Origin of the sequence: Streptomyces sp. NPDC020983 (assembly GCF_044333485.1) — a bacterium.
Classification (GTDB): Bacteria; Actinomycetota; Actinomycetes; order Streptomycetales; family Streptomycetaceae; genus Actinacidiphila.
Genome location: NZ_JBIRRA010000028.1, coordinates 1 through 16948, shown reverse-complemented (window position 1 = coordinate 16948; position 16948 = coordinate 1). Strand labels below are relative to the sequence as shown.

Genomic DNA, 16948 nt, shown 5'->3' with positions numbered 1-16948 from the left:
GCAACTCCTTGTCGTTGATGGTCACCGCGAGTCGGGCGCCCACGGGTCGGTGTCGGGCTGGGGGCTCCAGCCGTCGGGGAAGGGCGGCTCGGCCGAGTACAGGTGCGCGGGCGGGCGCCACAGCCGCAGCATCGCCTCAGCCACGCTGTCGCCCTCGCCCTGTCCGACCTCACTGCCGTCCGGCTGCTTGGCGCGGGCGATGTAGCCGGCGGGGATCGGCTCTTGGAGCACCTCGCCCTCCGGGTCGGTCGCGCCGTCCTGCCCTGGGTCGAATTCGAGGGTGATGGTGCCGCCCTCCCGCAGGAAGGCGTCGACGTCGATGCGCTCACCGTCGGGCGGCAGGTCGACCAACGTGACCGCGGCCACCACGGCGGCGACCGGCCGCCGGTGACGAGTCAGGACCTGCGGCGCCCCGGCGGGGAAGCGCGTGGCGTCGGCGATCACCTCCGCGAGCTTGGGCCGGGCGGAGGTCAGGGGCCACACCGGGCACCGGCCGGGGTCGGCGACCTTGTCCAGGGGCGCGAGTGCGGCCCACGTCGGATACCCGCGAGCCTCGGTGGTGTCGAGGGTGACCAGCACGACCGCGCCGCCCTCGGCGGCGGCCACCAGCTGGCCCCAGCGGGTGCGCGCTTCCTCCACCCCGACCGGCGGCCCCCACTGCTGAACCAGCTCCGCGTACCGCGGCGGCACCCGCACGGGCGCCGGCGCCGCGGCTTCGTCCTTCTTCTCTTCCATCCCATAAGCGTAAGGCACCTTACGGGTTTTCCGTAAGGTGCCTTACGGACTTCACCGGAACGAGCGAACGGCCCCCCGCCACCGCACCGTGACGGGCAGGACGCCCTACCGGGTGCCGTTCGCCGCAGCCTGCGGCACGCTGGCGTGATGGAGGACCCCATCGCAGTCGCGCTGGCTGCTCCGGTGTCGTCCCTGCCGATCGGGCCGTACTTCTACGAACCCAAGTACGACGGGCACCGAATGGTGATGCGCCGATCCGTCGGCGGGGTGCGGTGCCAGTCCCGCGCAGGGCGCGACAGCACCAGGTCGTGGCCGGACCTCGCGGCGGCGGGCATGGCCCTGGAGAACGGTGTGATCCTGGACGGGGAGGCGGTCGTGTTCCGCTCCGGCCGGTTGGATTTCAGCGCCGCGCAGAGCCGTATGGCGTCCTCGCCCGCCCGGGTCGCAGCTCTGGCCCGGCAGCACCCCGCGTCGTACGCGGCCTTCGACATCATCGCCACGGCCCGGCATGGGGACGTGCGAGCCCGACCGTGGACGGAGCGGCGTCAGTTGCTACTGGAGGCCGTCGGCGACCTCGGTCCGCCGATTCAGCCGGTACCCGTCACCGATGATCCGGAAGTGGCCCTGTTCTGGTACAACGCCCTCCGAGCGCAGGGGGTCGAGGGCATCGTGGCCAAGCCCGCGGGCGGTTCGTATAGGGCAGCCAGAATCTGGAAGAAGCTGAGGCATTCCGACGTGGTCGACCTGGTCGTGGTCGGCTTCACCGGCACCTACCGGCGGCCCCGTGCTGTCGTCGTGGAGCTGCCGGACGGCCGCCGGGCGATGTCCCAGCGCTTGGACGCGCGGATCTCCGCCGATGTCGCGGCGCACCTGGCGCAGGTCGAGCCGGGCGGGCTGGCCCGCGCCGCCGGGGGTGAGGTGTTCACCGCGATCAGGCCCGGGCTCGTTGTCGAAGCTGCCGCCGGCAGCACCCGGCACGCGGTCGTGACCGTCATCCGGGTGCGATGACCACGCTCACGGTGCCGGGTGCGGCGCCGCGTCAGGCGGCGGTCAGAACGGGGCGGGCGCGCTGGATGAAGTCCGTCACCCCGGGGGATCGGCGGTACGGTCCAAGGCCGGTGACCAGGGCGCCGAGGTGGCCGACGCAGCGGGGCGAGTCGACCTCGGTGGTCAGCAGGTCGACGGCCTGGTTGCCGTGCACGAGGGCCTGCGCGATGTCGGGGCGGGGCTGCTGCTGATAGGTGGTGGCCAGCAGGACGTCGCGCAGTGCATGCTCGCGGGAGTAGTCCGTTCCCTGGCTCTGGAGGCTGCGGTGCAGGTGGTTGCGGGCGCGGGAGTGGTCACCGATGCGCAGGTAGCAGAATCCCGCTTGGGCGTGGGCCTGCGAGGGAGTCATCCAGTAGCTCCAGGCGGGCGTACCGGATGAAGGTGCAGCCGTCTTGTCCAAGGCCGTGAAGGCGTCATCGATCGCGGCCCGGGTGTCCGTCTCCCGCCGGGCTGCACTGGCCGTGCGGTCGGTGGCGTACGCCTCCGCGGCCCGCAGTGCGAGGATCGCGCTGACGGTCCCGCTGGCGCCGGGGTAGCCGGCGCGGGCGGTCTCGGCGAGCAGGACGGCCTCCCGGCCGCCGCCGAGGTCTTTGGCTTGGCAGGACATGAAGCCCAAGACGTTGGCGCCGAGAGCCCTGTCGCCTGCTGTCTGGGCACTGTGGAGGGCGGCGACGAAGTAGCGCTGCGCCAGTGAGTGCTGGCCGGCGTCGAAAGCGGAGAACCCGCCCAGACGCAAGAGTTCGCCGGCGGTGGCGTGCAGGCGGCGCCCGACGCTGTCGGTGTAGCGGTGGGTGTCGAGCAGGCCTGTGACGTACCGCAGGCTCTCGCGGATCAGGGCCAGCAGGTCGCCGCCGCTTCCGCGGTCGTCCATGCGGCGCAGGCTCGCGGTGATCTGGTCGAGGTGATCGACCACTTCCACGGACACGGCCGTCCCCGTGGAACGGGTGACGTCGCCCACGGGGTGAGCGAGGAGCCATTCGTGGGCAGGGGCGGTGATCGACGCGCCCAGTAAGAGGAGGAGATGTCGACGGTGCACGTCCCCAGCGTCGGTGAGGGCGTGCAGGGCGCGCAAGGCCCCTTCGGCGTCCCAGGTCGTGTCCAGGCCGTCAACGGCAGGTAAGTGCTCTGCCTTCTCCTCATCCTCCGGCCACCCGAGGTCGGCCAGAGTCACGCGGCGTCCAAGCTCCTGGCTCAGCACGCTCACGCACAGCGCACGCCAGTGCTCGCGCGCCGGCACTTCACCCTTGATCCACTTGTACGGCGTCTTGGGGTGCACCTCGTCCCGCAAGCCCGCGGCTGCCGCCGCCGCATTGAGCCGCTGTGCGAACTTGCTCACCGGTAAGCCGGTCTGCTTCAACAGACCTCCGAACGAAGCATCCACCATCCGCCCTCCCCAGGCCGCTGCGCGCTGTCCAGGGAGCGTAGACGCGGTTCGCGGTTCTCCGCGACTGCGCGCTCCCGCCCGCACCCGACCGCTACGAACCGCTCCTGGCCGCACCGCTGTCACAGCTCTCCCGCAGGGGTGGACTGGCACCGCAGCGGCGCCGACAACGGCGCCCCGTAGGCGAAGGACGCACACGATGACCACCCCTGGGACGCTCCCCACCAGCCAGAACACCATGTCGTTACCGTTCATGGTGACCAACCGCCAGCCCGAGGCCGAGGACCGCGATCCGCAGATCACGGCCCGGCTGGTCGAATGGTTCATCCGGGCTCGGACGTACCTCGACACCTACACCCCGGCCGACGACTCCCACCTGGTCGACCCGGACACCAGCCTCTCGCGCACGCAGCTGCTCAGCCTCATGGTCGGCTTCACCGGCTGCGACACCACCGAGGCCCGCGACCAGCGGACCTACACGCTCATCTACGCCGACCCCGAGCAGGGCAAGCGGAACTTCCAGACCATCTGCATCCCCTACTACGCCCCGTCCAGTCCGCTGCTGTTCGAGCGCGACGCGGACGGCCCGGGGGCTCGGGTCGTGTGGAAGCCGACCGGCGAGGTCCTGGCCGCCGCGCGGCTGCACGCCGGGATCTTCGGCGCGTCCAACCACTACTACAGCCGGGTCGGCCCCGACCTGGCCGAACTGCCGACCGCCGCGATTATCAGCCCCTACAGCACGTGCGCGGGCGGCTGCCTGGGCTGCAACAGGAACGAGGTCGGGAGCTGGACGCCGCCGCCGCGGGACTACATCGCCGCGCACGTCGCCGAGATCGCGGCGGACTACGACCGCCGCGGCTGGGACCGCGCCGAGCTGATCTCGGTGAACATCACCACGGGCTGCCAGCCCGACGAAGCCAAAGAACTCGACATGATGCTGCGCCTGATCGCCGAGTACCGCCGGCAGGGCTTCGCCAACGCCGCGTTCTTCCCCTTCACCTACGCCATCCACTCCAGCGCGGCGATGGAGCAGCTGCGCGCGGCGGGCTGCCTGGGGTTCATCGGCACCGTGGAGTGCTTCAACGACGCCGAGCGGATCAGGCAGTGGGGCCGCCACAAGGGCGCCGTCACCTTCGAGGAGCACGTGGCGAAGTACCAGCGGGCGCACGCGGCCGGGTTCCCGATCGTGGAGACCGACTACGTACTCGGCGCCGACTCCTACGAGGAGATGCTGCACGGTGTCGCCGCGCTGTCGGCCGCGAGGGTCGCGGTGGTGCCCAACATCAAGCGGAACTACTCGATCGCGCAGCTGGACTCCAACCACCCCGACATCTGGTCGATGCCCGGCGCGTACATCGCCGACGGCTTCACCGCGTGCCTGGCCACCTACGCCCACGGCACCATCAAGCGCCGGGCCGCCCGCGGCTGCGTGGACTACCTGCACCGCCAGGGCCAGCCGCAGGTGACCCTGCGAGACCTGCCGATCCGCCACACCTGATGCCCCGCGCGCTGCGGGACCTGCTCGCGCAGGCGCTGACGGTGCACGTGCCCGACCCCGCCGACACCTGGCGCCAGGTCTACGACACCCAAGGCCCGAGCCGCCAGGCCGGGCCGTCCCGCGAGAATCCCCCGCCGGCGCCTGTACAGCCCGCAGCCCGCGCCCGCTTCCGGCTACTGCCGGGCGGGCGCGGGCGCCTGTGACGAGGCCCCCGCGTCCGTGGTGGTGCCCGCCGACCTCTCCAGTGCCCTACTGGCGAGCACCACCACGGTGGAGACCGTCAGCCACCCGGCCGCCGTCAGCAGGACCGGGCCGCCGCCCAGCCGCGCAGCGAGCGGCCCGGCCACCGCCAAGCTCGCGGGCAGCGCCACCAGGTTGCCCAGCTGGGACCAGGCCGCCACCCGGGAGCGGGCAGCCTCCGGCACCCGCTGCTGCATCTGCGTGGCCTGCACGGTCACGAACACCGACCCCTGCACCCCGACCAGCACCGCCAGCGCGCACACCAGCCACAGCGGCCCGCCCAGGGCGAACGCGACCAGGTAGGGCACCATCAGCAGCCCCAGGGCCACGGCGGAGACCAGCGGCCGGCGCGGGCGCCACCGCAGCGCCACGACCCCGCCCGCGATCGAGCCCACCGACTGCACCACGCCGATCGCCGCCCACTCGGCCGCGCCGCCGTAGCGCTGCTCGGCCAGCAGCGGCCCCGCGACCATATGAGGGCCGATCACCAGGGCCTGGAGCAGCGCCCCGTACACCAGCAGCGTGGACAGCCACCGCATCGACGCGACCGTGCGTGCCCCGTCGCGGACTTCCCGCCACAGCCCCGGCCGCGCGGTTCGCCGGACGGCGTCAGGCAGCCGGAGCCCGGCCAGTGAGACCGCACTGACCGCGAAGGTGAGCGCGTCGACCAGCAGCGCAATGCCCGGCCCAACGGTCGCCACCAACACTCCCGCCAGCGAAATCGACGCCACCTTGTTGATGTTGCCGACCAGGCCCAGCACCGCGTTCGCCGCCTGCACCTGGTGCTCATCGACCAGCGAGGGCACCAGCCCCGACGCGGCCGGCACGAAGACCGCCGTGCCCACCCCGGCCAGGGCCTGCAACACCACCAGCGACGCCAGCCCGGCGTGCCCGGAGACCAGCAGAAGTCCGCTGACCGCCTGAACTGCGCACCGCAGCACGTCCGCGCCGACCATCAGCCACCGGCGCGGCAGCCGGTCCCCCAGCACCCCACCGGCCAGCACCAGCACCGCGATCGGCACCCTGTTCGCGGCCAGCACCACTCCCAGCCCGCCCGCGCCCGCGACGTGCAGCGCGGCTATCGCGATCGTCAACGGCACCAGGGAGTCGCCGAACAGCGACGCACCCTGACCGATGAGGTACCTGCGGAAGCGGGGGCTGCGCAGGACACTCACGCGGCTCGCCCGGACTCACTGCCCAGTGGATCGGCCGGGCTCTTTTGGCGCGGCCCGCAGGAGTACGCGACTGCATGGACGGCTCGGGCCTGTACGCCCGCACGTCCCTGTGCTCGGTGGTTCACCGATCAGTTGTCCCACACCGCCGGCGGCGTCCGGCGGGATTCACCGTTGTCTCCGCGGCTGATCTCTCCTCCTGCTACAGACCCGCACGAATCTCACCTCTTAAGAGGTGAGATTCCGGAAGTCGTCGCCCGTACGGGCGGCTCGGCGCCGCAGCACCGCCCGTCCAGGCGCTCACCGCGCTCGCCCGCCGCTACGCTGCCGCCATGACCAACCGCCCCGGCCGGGGAGGCCGCAAGGGCCAGACGCACACCGCGACACCGCGCCTGCGCTCCTACGACGTCCCGCCGGCGTCGGAGGTCACCGTCACCCGGGCCGACGGCAGTACCAGCACCGTCCCCGCGCAGAGGCCGCAACCGTCCAGGAAGCCCGCGCGCCGCCGCGGCCCCCTGGTCTGCGCGGTGTGCGGCTACCCGATCGACAAGGACGCCCGGCGCCGCTCCGAGCGCGGCAAACCGGCGCACCTGGCGGGGCGTTGCCCTAAGCCGGAGCGCGCCAAGGCCGCACCCCGGCAGTCCGGCGAGGACGAGGACAAGCTGTGGGCGAAGGTGACGTGCCCGCGCTGCACGGCCGCCCCGGACCAGCGGTGCGTGATCCGCGCGGACAAGGGGACGACATCGCCCACCCCGCACCGCGAGCGCGTCCAGCTGGTCCACCGGGTGCTCGCCGAGGCCAGGCGCAGGGCCGCCGAGCAGGACGGCAGCCGGTAGAGCGCCCTGGATACCCTGGTGTCCTCGGAAAGGACGGCGGCCCGATGCCCACGCACTACAAGGACCCGGTCATCGCCTGCGACCGCCGCGGCGCCACCGTGGACCGCCCGCCCGGCCGGGAGGGCACCCGCCCGCTGCACGAGCTGGGGTGGCGCGGCCGAGGGAACCCCCACGAGCGGCCCCTGCGATTCGCCCCTCACACCTTCGTGTGGTCCTGCCCCGGCTGTCCTCCGGTGATCTGACGGGAACTCCCGGCACGGCAGGCACCAGGTAGGCCAAGGGCCGCCCCGGCGCCCGTTGCCGGGTGCGGGGGCGGCCCGTGGCGCCGGGAGGGGGGGACTACCCGGCTGCGGCGTACCGGTCGTTCACGCCCGAGACGAGAAGCGTGAGGCGTTCGGCAGCCGTGATCGTGGCGGTGATCGCGGACGGCGCCAGGTCGGCCGACATCAGCGACGTCGGCTTGAGGACGCAGACGGCCCCGTACACCGCGTCACCCCACATCACGGGGGCGGCCACCTCGCTCCAGCCGGGGATCTCCTCGCGGGAGAGCGCGTAGCCCGAGGTGCGGATCTCGGGGAGTGATGCGGTGAACTGCTCGGCGGTCTGCACCTGCCCGGCGCCGGCAGGGAGCGGCTGCTCCAGGATGCCGGAGACCAGGAACGGCGGCAGGTGGGCGGCGATGGCGCGTCCGGCGGCCCCGACGCGCAGGGAGGGGCCGACCTCGATCAGGTCCGCGGCCGACAGGCCCAGCGACTCGAAGCCGTAGCGCCCGGGCGAGCTGGCAGCGTAGGCCTTGCGGGGGCCGCCGTACGGGGAGAGCACCCACAGCTGCGCGAAGCCGTCCACGGCGCGGCTGAGCCGGTCCAGGACGGGGCTGGCGGCCCCGGCGTCGAGCACCGTGGCGGCCATGGCCTGCGTGCCGATCTGCGCGGCGCCGGGTCCGAGCCGGTACCGGCCCGGTGGCACGCGCAGAAAAATGGAGGTGTCGATTCCTGATTGCAGAATGCGGTACACGACGGTGATGTTCAGCCCCGTGGCGGCGGCGAGTTCGCTCGGGCCATGATCGGCGCCGGGCAGGTGCGTGAACGCTTGAATGACGAGCATGACCCGTCGGGCGTGAGCAGTTCCCACCGAGCGTTCGTTGTGGGAGTCGCCCGTTCGGGGTTCGACGGTCCGAATGTCCTTTGCTGTGGTGCGGCTAAGCATGCTGTTCCTTGTCGCGCATGCCGCCCTGCCCTCGCATGAAGGCGGGCGGTCCTCCCCACAGGCCGACGGCGTGACGAGCAGTCAGTCACGCGCGGCCCCTGCACTAGACCCTCGCCACCCCCCTTCGCAGCCCCCCGGCTGATCCGTACCGAAGCTGTGATCACAACCTAACACGAAGTGATCACAACCCTACATGCGTCAGGCGGAACGGCATCATAGTTTTACATCACACCAAAGCGGGCGCCCGTTTCGCCAGGCGAAACCCGCTTCATTCGGCATATGAAATACAGGAATCAGGTAAACACGCCTCGTGACGCCATTGCGCTATGCGAAAAGCTTACGAGATGCCGAATATTGCGCAGCGCGAAAAAGTTGACAGACCGGAAAAGCGCGCCTTGACTTTCTTTCCGGGGGGATTCCCAGGACGGGGGAAGCCCCTTTGCGTACCTCACCCGTCACCGAGGGGAATCGACGTGACGCAACTCGCCGCAACGTGGGTCCGGGTGGGCGACCAGTGGGTACGGGCCGACCGCATCATCGGCGTACAGCTGGAGCCGGAGGCTACCGACCGCGCACCCAGCGGCCGGTGGAGCAGCACCCCGGGCCAGCGGCTGCTGGTGTGCGTAACCCTGCCGACCGAGGAAGAAGACGGCACCGCCACCTGGCGCGAGGCCGCAGTGTGCGCGAAGGACCGCGCCGAGGCAGTAGCCGGGACGCTGCTGGACGCCATCCACACCGCCAAGGGGCCGTCCGGCGGCCTCCGGTACGTCTACCCGGTCCGCACGGAGACCGGGCCGGTCTCGCACTGGCAGCAGAGCACGACCCTGCCGCAGGAGGAAACCCTGACGGGCGTCCCCGCCCCGCGCGTCAGCGCCATCACCGGGCTGGCCACCGTCGACCGTACGGCCGCCCGCGGCGCCTAGGCGACCGTCGCCCGGGCGTAGTTGTTCACGCCGCTGGAGCCCGGGCCGCACGGACCCGCACCCCTCACCACGGCCCCAGCCCGGGGCAGGAGGGAACCGCGGCAGCCCGCGGTTTATCTGGCCAGATTGACCATCTCTCCCGACGCTCCGGCGGGGGCGGACGACCGGTAGTCGTCCGCCCCCGCGAGGTCAGCGGGTGGGCTTGGGGGCCTGCGGCTGCTCGGTTCCGGGGCGACGCAGGTGCCCTGGCTGCTCGGCGCCCGAAGCGGTGCCCGAGGCGGTCTTTTTGGCTACGCGCTTGGCGGTGGTCGAGCGGCCCCGGGCGGCAGCCGTGGAGACCCGCTTGGTGGCGCCCGGCATGGGGCGGTTAAGGGCTTCCCCCATCGCGCGCATCGCCGGGACGTCGACCACGGTCGACGCTTGGGCGGCGGCAGGCGAAGCGGGGTCGGCTCCGTCTGCGCTGGGGCCACGCCGCGGACCGCGGTAGTCCATGGTCGCATCCCCCAGTCGCAGCAGTGCTTCCGCGCTCGGCAGCTCGCCGCGGCCGTCGGCGTCGCGCTGGCCGCCCTTGCGGAGCCAGTCAGCGCCGGCCTGAGCCCACTTGGCGATCGTCTCGCACACACGGATCGACACCCTGCGCAGGTAGTCGCCCAGGCGGCCGTCCGCCAGCAGGTTGTTCAGGTGCTCGCCTGCGCGTTCCGCGATGACGCGCGCCAGGTTGCCGAACGCGCCTCGCACCGTCTGGATGCGCTGCCATTCCGGCATGTCCCGGAGGGTCGGCGCGTGTGTGTCGGCCTCCCGAAGTGCCGTGTTCACGGCGTCCGCCCGCTGCTGCGGATCGCGGTCCTTTGTCGTCGCCTTCGGTTCGGCGGGCGGGGGCGGGGGGGCGGGCTGTTCCGCATCGGCCGGCGCCGGGCCGGATGCGGGGGCCGCTTCGGGGGCGGCCTGAGGTTCGGGGGTGACGGCCGGCGCCCTGCTGGCGACGACCTCGGCGAATAGCGCTTCGAGCCGGACCAGATCCTCTTCCACCGAGGCAAACAGGTCCGCGCCCGTGCCGTTGCCCGCAGGAATGTGCTCGTCCCACGCCTCCTGGACGGCCGCGAAGTCACCGACGACGTCGAGGGGGCGGTCTGCCGCCGGTTCTGGGGCGTCCATCGGGTCCGCCCACAGCGGCAGGTCGCCCACGGGCTCCGCAGCGGTGGGAGATTCGGCCTCAGCCCGCGCAGGCTGCCCCTTGCCCGGTTCGGCGCCCGCAGGTGCGGTGGGGGGAGCCGGGTCCGCCGCCTCCCGGTTCTCGGGTGTCGCGGGATGGGCGGGTGTGGCCATCTCGGGGTCCTTCGGTGCGTCGGGGCGCGGGGCTGCTGGCTCCGTCGCTTGGGCTGCGGCGGCCTGCTCCGGGGCGGGCGCGACCGCGGGGGCGTCTTCCGCGAGCAGCCGCTCGTGCGCGCGCTCAACGGCGCGGTCGAGCACGGCATCGCGCTGGGCGCCGTCGTCGCTCCAGAAGTACCGCCACACCAGGTGCTCGCCGCCGTCGGCAGTCACCTGTGCGTCGGCAGCCCGAGCGAAGACCGGTGCGAAGGCCTCCACACTGCCGACGGTGTGGGCGGCCAGCAGCAAATCGCCGTGCTCGGTCGCGGTCTCCACCAGCCAGTCGGCGATGTCGTCCACGCTGGGCGCCGCCTGGTCCCGCAGGGCGTCCCGCACCACGACTACGAGCGCGGCCCGTACCGCCGTGTTGGTCCACGCCGGGGACAGCGGGTCGCGGTCGAGGTGACGGGCAAGCCACCGGCCTGTCTCCTCATCACCCAGTAGCTGTCCTTCCCCGCCGGCCGGGCGGACCAGCATGGGCAGTTCCGCCGTGGTTGGGAGGGACAGGGCCGGGAGGTCGACGGCGGCGACGCCCGGCAGGACAGCAACGTGCGCGATCTCTCCCATCTCGACCTGGGCGGCCACTCCTCCGTCGCCGGCGACCCGCAGGCTAAGCGTCACCACGGGGCCGCGTACTGCCTCCCGGGCCGGTTCTGCCGACGGGTCCGGCTGCGGCTGCTGGACGACGGCGGCCTCCCGCGCCGCGACCGGTTCAACGGCAGCTGCCGCGGCCTCCCGCTCAGCCTGGGCACGCTCGGCCTGCACCGCGTCCAGTGTGGCCTGGATGCGGCCGTGCAGGCGCGTGGCGTCGTACAGCAGGTGCGCCAACGGCCACGCCAGGAACTGCCGCTCATCAAGGGCGGCGTCGGTCGGCAGGGCTTCACCCCAGGCGTTGACCGCCTCCTGGACCGCGGTGAGGTTCGCAGTCATCTGCCGGGAGTTGTGCCCCTCGGCGACCGCCGCGGATAGGCCGGCGAGCCGGGTGTTCAGCTCCTGGAACTGCGGGATCTGTGGGTAGTTCGCGCGCACCCGGGACGCCGCCGCGGTGATGGCGTCGAGGTGCACCTGGGCAGCGTCGCGCAGGTCCGCACGCAGTCGGTCCGCCCGGGACAGCGGCCCGTCGGCAGCAGCCGCCTGCGGCGGTTCGCCGTAGGGCGTGGAGGTGAACACGGCGAACATCGTGGCACCCTGGTGAGCCGCGTCCTGCGGCGAGCCGGTCAGGGCCGTGACGTCGGCGGGCATGCCGTCGATCGACATACGGGCGAACCAGCGCCCCGATGCCGACAGCCGCACGTCGGCGATCGTGGCGCCGCCGTACCGCAGCTCGCCCGCGGTGGGAGCCTGCCCATCCACCCCGGTCAGGTGCAGCTCGTAGCCGGGATCGGCGGCCAGCGTCGTGATGTCGGTGAAGGGCTGGGGCTCGGGCGGCTCCTCAACCGCCACGGTGTCGTCGGTATCCGTAGTTGACGGCGGTGTGGTCATGTCCCCCCTGTCGATCGTCGGTTCCGCTTCTCCGGGGTCGGCCTGGCGTTCCGGTCCGGGAGCTTCGTCCTGAGTCGCAGCGTCGGCGACCGGTTCCGCCGTGGCGGTCTCCTCCGGGAGGGTGTCGGCCGCAGGCGCCAGCGGCGGCGCGACAGCGTCGGTGTCCCCGAGCAACGGCAGCTGCCTGTCCTGTTCGGCCGCGACTTCCGTGACCGGCTTGGCGACGGAAGCGGGCATCTCAGCCCAGGCGCCGTCACGGAAGGTCCACCCGGATGTCTGGTTCTTCGAGGCGTGTGCTCGGACCCACGGCATGATCTCGTCCGGGTCATCGAACCGCCGCAGCCGCCTCGGCGTGGTGCCTGGGGGCTGGTCGTTCAGTGAGACGGCGAACTTCGTGCGCCGGTACTCGATGGAGGGCTGAAACAGCAGGTAGCTGGCGCCCGGCAGTGTGATCTCGTAGCGGCCGTCCCACTGGCCGCGGTACGCGATGTTCTCGCCGTCGACCAGGCCCCAGCCCGTGCTCCTGGGCGACGGGTCGGCGGCGGGTGACGGTGCCTCCGGCGACACGGCGACCTCGGGTGCTGTCTCGGCGGGAGCCTCGGTGAACAGGTCGAGCTGTGTCTCGTCCTGCTGTCCCGCCTGGTCCACCTCGGCGGGGCCTGGTTCCGGCGGCAGTGCGAGGAGTGCCCGCCGCTGCTGCTCCGAGGCCCTCGGCTCATCGGGTGCGCGGAAGGGCTGGTTCTGCCAGTCGAGATCGGGATGCGGCCCCAGGTCGGCGGGCTGCATCAACTGCTCGTTGTCGCCGGTCATTGCCGATCGGACCAGGATGCCGTCCTCGCTGACTGCCACGACCTGCACGGTGAAACCCCGCGAGTCGGGGATGTACAGGTGTCGGGAGCGGACGGCGTCGCCGACTGCCGGGCGCCATCCCGCACCGCCCGGGTAGAGGATCTGGTCTGCCGCGTCATGGAACCGGCGGATGGCGTCCTTGAGCGGCCGGAAGTCGGTATGTGAACTCTCGCGTCGGCGGGCCAGGATCGCGTGGCTGCGCGCCGCGGACAGGTGGCTGTCTCCTGCCGCGAGGCGGCCGGCCGCGTAGGAGGCCTGCGCCCTGTCGAATGCCTCCCTGGCTTGGACCAGGGCACTGCTGACGCTGGTGCGCGGGGTGCTGGCGCGGATGGTTTCTGCCCACGCGAGGGCTTCCTCCGCGTCGGCGAGCGGTGCAGCGACCGGTGCGGCTGTGGGTTGGGGCTGGGGGTCGCGGGTCTGCTCGCGCGCCCACTCCAGCACGCCGTGCCAGTGGACGTGGCGGGCGCTCTCCCGGCCCGGGGCGGTGACCTCCAGGCGGTGGCCGTCATCGCCGTGCTGGCCCTTCTGGTAGAGCAGCTCCACCTGGTAGGCGCTCTCCCCGACCGCCAGGTCCCAGCGCGGGCCGTGCTCGTAGGGGGCGCCGCTGCGCCGGAGGCCGTCGGGGTGATCGGGCGTGACGCGCTCGCCCTCGTGCAGAGCGAGGTTGTCCAGGTCGATGCGGTACTTGGACAGCACCCAGTCGTCGCTGTCGTTGGGGTGGGTCTCCGGGGTGTGTCCCAGCGCCGCCCGTTCGGCCAGCTCGTAGCCGGAGGACACCGAGACACCGGTGCCGTGGGACACGCCGTGCAGGTCGCGGAGCACGAACCCGCGGTATCCGCTGGGGCTCTCCTCGGCCAGCCGGTAGCGCGCGCCGCTGAGCAGGTGGACGGCCGTCCATTCGTTCTCCGCCGTGCGGACGACGGTGGCCCCGTTCCTCTCGTGACGGTCCCCCGGCTCGATGCGGCGGCCCCCGCGCCGGGACTCGGCGACATCGGCCAAGCGCCGGTATTCCAACGAGGTCAGGCCCGTGGTCAGCTCAACGCACCTGCCGCACTCAGCAGCCATGTCACCGCCGTACTCGTTGCGGTTCCACCAGCTCCACACCATGGTGTAGCGCTCTGTGTCGGGGGTGCCGCAGCGGTCGCACTGGCCCCGCTCGGCGTGCCCGTATACGCCCAGCCGACCGGCATCCGGGCCGCCTTCGGCGCCGGGGTGGACAGCGGGCTCCTTCTGGCTGCCGCCGCGCCGACGGCCGGTCGGGCGCGCGGGAGCAGGGGTCTCTGGCGTCTCGGCGGCGAAGAGGTCGAGCTGCCCTTCTTCCTCCGGTGCCTCGGCGTCCCCTGGCTCCCCGGTGACGGGATCGGCCGCCGCGGCGGGCGCCGGAGCGGACTCGGCCGCGGTGGTGGGCGCGTCCGCAGGCTCCGGCTGGTCGACGCGGCTCGGCACCGCGGCCTCGCCGGAGGTCTCGGCCGGTGCGGGTGCAGGCGCATCCACCGGTGCTTCCGGCGTGCTGGCCATCTCCTCCCGGACAGGAGGACGGTAGGGCTCGGCGTACGGGTCGGTCTCACCGATCGGCGGGATGGTGGCCCGCCATCGGGCGGTGTCGTACACCTCGAAGTCGAGGTGCTCGGCGGCATTGCGCAGCACGCGGGCGGTACGCCGTTCCTCGGCGGTAACGCCGGGGAACGCCTCGGCGGCGGCCCGTGCCGCGTCACGGATGGCCGTCATCTGCGCGGTGTTCAGGACGTACTTGCGGTGGGCGCCCACCCATTCCGGCGGCTCGATCGGGCTGCCGTCGGAGTAGGCCGCGTCGAGCACCAGGCGGCGCAGCTCGCGGACCTGAGCGGTGGTCAGCCGGATCTCGCGGCCGGCGTACTCCGCGGATACGGGGCCGCGGAACGGCGGTTCCTTGACCGCATGCGATCCGGAGCGCACGCTCCCGGCCGCGCGGATCGCCGGGACACCCGCAGAGGGCGGCAGCCCTTCATGGAAGGGCATGTCGTCGGGGGCGCCGCCGCGTGCGTCCTGCGCCCACCAGTAACGGCGGCCGTCGTCACCGATGCGGGCGCGAACCCAGCCGACGACCGCGCCATCGGCGTCGACCACCGTGCCGTGTCCGGCGTCGACGTCCAGCTCGACCAGTCGGTTGCCGTCGGTGTAGCGCAGCTCAATACCCTCGGCGGTGGCGGCCTGCACCGCGTCGGCAGCGTTCTGCCGCTCCTTCACCACCCGATCGGCGTCCTCCGGCCGGGCGGTGCCCTCGGGCCACTGGACTTCGCCGCTCTCCCAGACCCGGGTACCGGACTCGGTGGTCACCAGCACCAGGTCGCCGTCATCGGTGCCGATGACGGTGCCGGGGCCGTCCGGGGTCTGGACGATCACCGTCCCCGCGCCCGCCTCACCTCTTGGAGTGTCCTCGGCGTCCTCGGCGTCGGCGTCCTCGGGCTCGTCTTGTGGCGTGTCGGGGCCGGCGGCCGGGGAGGATGCGTCCGGCTCGGTGTCGGCCGGCGGGAGCGCGGCGTCTTGTACGTCGCTTCCGCCCGCCGCTGTTGTCTCCTCGGCGGCCGGGGCCGGGGCCGGGGCGGGGTCAGGTGAGGGGGCGCCGGTGTCCGCCGCTTCCGGGGCGGCGGTGCCTTCCTCGGGAGCCTGCGTGTCGGGTTCCGAGGCCTCCTGCACGGCCGGGGCGGCGGTGTCCTGCGGTGCGGTCCCGGCGCTCTCCTCGGTGTCCGGAGCGGCGTCGGGGCCGTTGTAGGTGTACGAGACTCCCAGCTTCTCGAAGGTGGCCCGCAGGCCATGTACAGCCCTGTCGCGGTCCTCGAAGGGGGTGCTGCGCCGTTGGTACCACTTCTGCTGGGGCCGCGACCAGGTGAAGCCCCTGTCGTGCAGAGCGTCCCGGATGCGCTGGTCACCTCCGCGCGGGGTGTTGCGGACCTCGGTGCCCTCGGCGTCGTGGTCGATCACGATGCGGGCCGCCGCAGCTTCCTCGGCCTCGATCTGCGCCTCGGACGGCAGCTCGATCACGGTGCCGGGTGGCGCGGCAAGGATCGCGGACAGGTCGACGGTGAACAGGGGCTCGGTCTCACCGCCGTACAGGGTGAGGAGGTCGATGCTCAGGTGGGTGAGGGTGTCGCTCTGCTGCTGGCGGCGCTCGCCGACGTCGTAGTTGACCCACTCGTGGTAGCTGACGCGGTAGGAGCCGCCGACACGTTCGCCGACCTTGCCGATCTCGGCGATGAGGTCGGGCAGCGGGTTGCCGGGCTCGTAGGCGAAGCCCACGCCTGGCCGGTCGATAAAGGCCACCGTTTCCCGGCTGGACAGCTTGTGGCGTCGCAGCAGCGGCTCGTAGTACCGCAGGACGGCCGCGCAGCGGGCCATGGCCGGGGAAGGGCCGGTGTGTTGCTCCGGTTCCTGGGCGGGCTGTTCGGGGGCGGGCGGGGGCTCGGTCGGCGCATCTGTCGCTGGCCCGGGGCCGGGTGCCGGTGTGGTGTCGGTGTCGTGCAGGCGCGGGTAGACCGCCGCGGCGACGGCGGTGTGCAGCTGCTCCCGGTCGGTGACCGCCTGGTCTCCACGAGCGAAGTACAGGCGTGCCCACTGCGGCCACTCGGTGGTGTCGGTGTCGGCGTACTGGTCGGTCGTCCAGTCCTCGGCCCAGCGGGCGACGACGATGGCGAAGTTCTCGGCGTCGCTGGCGCGCGCCGCCTGCTGCAACTGGTCGGAGGCGACGGCGCCGTCGGTGAGGGCCTGCACGGCGTCCTGCCACGTCGGGGCGTCGGTCAGGCGGGCCGCGAGGGCGTCGGCCTGCTGGGGGCTGCCGATGTGCGTCAGTGACACTCGGCCGCCGAAGGCGTCGATCAGGTCCTGGAGCGGCGCCTGCTGCCCGCTGTCTGCTTCCACCGGCGCGGGGGGCGCGATGTCCTCCGCCGTCGGTGCGTTGTCCGGCACGGGGTCAGGTGTGCTGTCCGCGACGTCGGCGGCCAACAGGTCCTGGATCGCTGCCAGCTCGCGGTCACGGATCTGCGTCAGGGCGCCCGTGGCGAGCAGGCCGTCGACACGGTCGATTACCCCCACCGGGGAGAGTTTGTCCAGGTCGGTGGTCGTGAAGCTGACGCGGTCCAGCAGGGGCAGTTGGTCGAAGCCGACCACGACCCGGGGCTGTGCGGTGTCGTAGTCGGTCCAGCCGACGTGCAGCGCGATGCCGCGGACGTACCCGT

Annotated in this window: 11 protein-coding genes; 6 read left to right on the top strand and 5 right to left on the bottom strand. The window is 72.5% G+C overall.

The window, feature by feature from the left end; genetic code table 11:
• Positions 1–21 precede the first annotated feature (21 nt).
• Positions 22–735 carry a hypothetical protein gene (locus tag ACH4SE_RS35640; RefSeq protein ID WP_398547726.1) on the bottom strand — a complete coding sequence of 238 codons (714 nt, stop codon included), beginning with the start codon at positions 733–735 and terminating at the stop codon, positions 22–24.
• A 147-nt stretch (positions 736–882) separates the two neighbouring features.
• On the opposite strand from ACH4SE_RS35640, the gene ACH4SE_RS35635 reads away from it, so the two are divergent.
• The gene (locus tag ACH4SE_RS35635) at positions 883–1743 is read left to right on the top strand and encodes a DNA ligase (protein WP_398547725.1); all 861 of its coding nucleotides are present in this window, start codon (positions 883–885) and stop codon (positions 1741–1743) included.
• Positions 1744–1774: 31 nt separating this feature from the next.
• Here the strand turns inward: ACH4SE_RS35635 and ACH4SE_RS35630 are convergent, their stop codons facing one another.
• The gene (locus ACH4SE_RS35630) at positions 1775–3166 is read right to left on the bottom strand and encodes a hypothetical protein (protein WP_398547724.1); all 1392 of its coding nucleotides are present in this window, start codon (positions 3164–3166) and stop codon (positions 1775–1777) included.
• 196 nt (positions 3167–3362) lie between these two features.
• On the opposite strand from ACH4SE_RS35630, the gene ACH4SE_RS35625 reads away from it, so the two are divergent.
• Entirely contained in the window at positions 3363–4661 is a 1299-nt protein-coding gene (locus ACH4SE_RS35625) for a radical SAM protein (protein WP_398547723.1), read from the top strand.
• A complete protein-coding gene (locus tag ACH4SE_RS35620; protein WP_398547722.1) occupies positions 4661–4864 on the top strand; it encodes a hypothetical protein in 204 nt (67 codons plus the stop codon). Before ACH4SE_RS35625 ends, ACH4SE_RS35620 begins: the two co-directional genes overlap by 1 nt.
• On the opposite strand, the gene ACH4SE_RS35615 is transcribed toward ACH4SE_RS35620, so the two are convergent.
• On the bottom strand, positions 4835–6076 hold the full coding sequence (locus ACH4SE_RS35615) for an MFS transporter (RefSeq protein WP_398547721.1): 1242 nt from the start codon (positions 6074–6076) through the stop codon (positions 4835–4837). The genes ACH4SE_RS35620 and ACH4SE_RS35615 overlap by 30 nt on opposite strands.
• A gap of 329 nt (positions 6077–6405) precedes the next feature.
• Here ACH4SE_RS35615 and ACH4SE_RS35610 point away from each other — a divergent pair, with 329 nt between their 5' ends.
• Both ACH4SE_RS35610 and ACH4SE_RS35605 read left to right on the top strand, forming a co-directional pair.
• A complete protein-coding gene (locus ACH4SE_RS35610) occupies positions 6406–6909 on the top strand; it encodes a hypothetical protein (protein WP_398547720.1) in 504 nt (167 codons plus the stop codon).
• Positions 6910–6953: 44 nt separating this feature from the next.
• The gene (locus ACH4SE_RS35605) at positions 6954–7151 is read left to right on the top strand and encodes a hypothetical protein (protein WP_398547719.1); all 198 of its coding nucleotides are present in this window, start codon (positions 6954–6956) and stop codon (positions 7149–7151) included.
• A 97-nt stretch (positions 7152–7248) separates the two neighbouring features.
• On the opposite strand, the gene ACH4SE_RS35600 is transcribed toward ACH4SE_RS35605, so the two are convergent.
• Positions 7249–8013, bottom strand: coding sequence for an IclR family transcriptional regulator C-terminal domain-containing protein (locus ACH4SE_RS35600; protein WP_398547718.1), 765 nt, complete (start codon positions 8011–8013; stop codon positions 7249–7251).
• A gap of 575 nt (positions 8014–8588) precedes the next feature.
• On the opposite strand from ACH4SE_RS35600, the gene ACH4SE_RS35595 reads away from it, so the two are divergent.
• Positions 8589–9038 (top strand): hypothetical protein, encoded by a 450-nt coding sequence (locus tag ACH4SE_RS35595; protein WP_398547717.1) that lies wholly within the window; start codon positions 8589–8591, stop codon positions 9036–9038.
• 189 nt (positions 9039–9227) lie between these two features.
• Here the strand turns inward: ACH4SE_RS35595 and ACH4SE_RS35590 are convergent, their stop codons facing one another.
• A complete protein-coding gene (locus ACH4SE_RS35590) occupies positions 9228–16880 on the bottom strand; it encodes a hypothetical protein (protein ID WP_398547716.1) in 7653 nt (2550 codons plus the stop codon).
• Positions 16881–16948 lie beyond the last annotated feature (68 nt).

Bases quoted from the DNA above. Each gene is read 5' to 3' on its own strand.
- ACH4SE_RS35640 (WP_398547726.1), bottom strand. From the start codon at position 735: ATGGAAGAGAAGAAGGACGAAGCCGCGGCGCCGGCGCCCGTGCGGGTG.
- ACH4SE_RS35635 (WP_398547725.1), top strand. From the start codon at position 883: ATGGAGGACCCCATCGCAGTCGCGCTGGCTGCTCCGGTGTCGTCCCTG.
- ACH4SE_RS35630 (WP_398547724.1), bottom strand. From the start codon at position 3,166: ATGGTGGATGCTTCGTTCGGAGGTCTGTTGAAGCAGACCGGCTTACCG.
- ACH4SE_RS35625 (WP_398547723.1), top strand. From the start codon at position 3,363: ATGACCACCCCTGGGACGCTCCCCACCAGCCAGAACACCATGTCGTTA.
- ACH4SE_RS35620 (WP_398547722.1), top strand. From the start codon at position 4,661: ATGCCCCGCGCGCTGCGGGACCTGCTCGCGCAGGCGCTGACGGTGCAC.
- ACH4SE_RS35610 (WP_398547720.1), top strand. From the start codon at position 6,406: ATGACCAACCGCCCCGGCCGGGGAGGCCGCAAGGGCCAGACGCACACC.
- ACH4SE_RS35605 (WP_398547719.1), top strand. From the start codon at position 6,954: ATGCCCACGCACTACAAGGACCCGGTCATCGCCTGCGACCGCCGCGGC.
- ACH4SE_RS35600 (WP_398547718.1), bottom strand. From the start codon at position 8,013: ATGCTCGTCATTCAAGCGTTCACGCACCTGCCCGGCGCCGATCATGGC.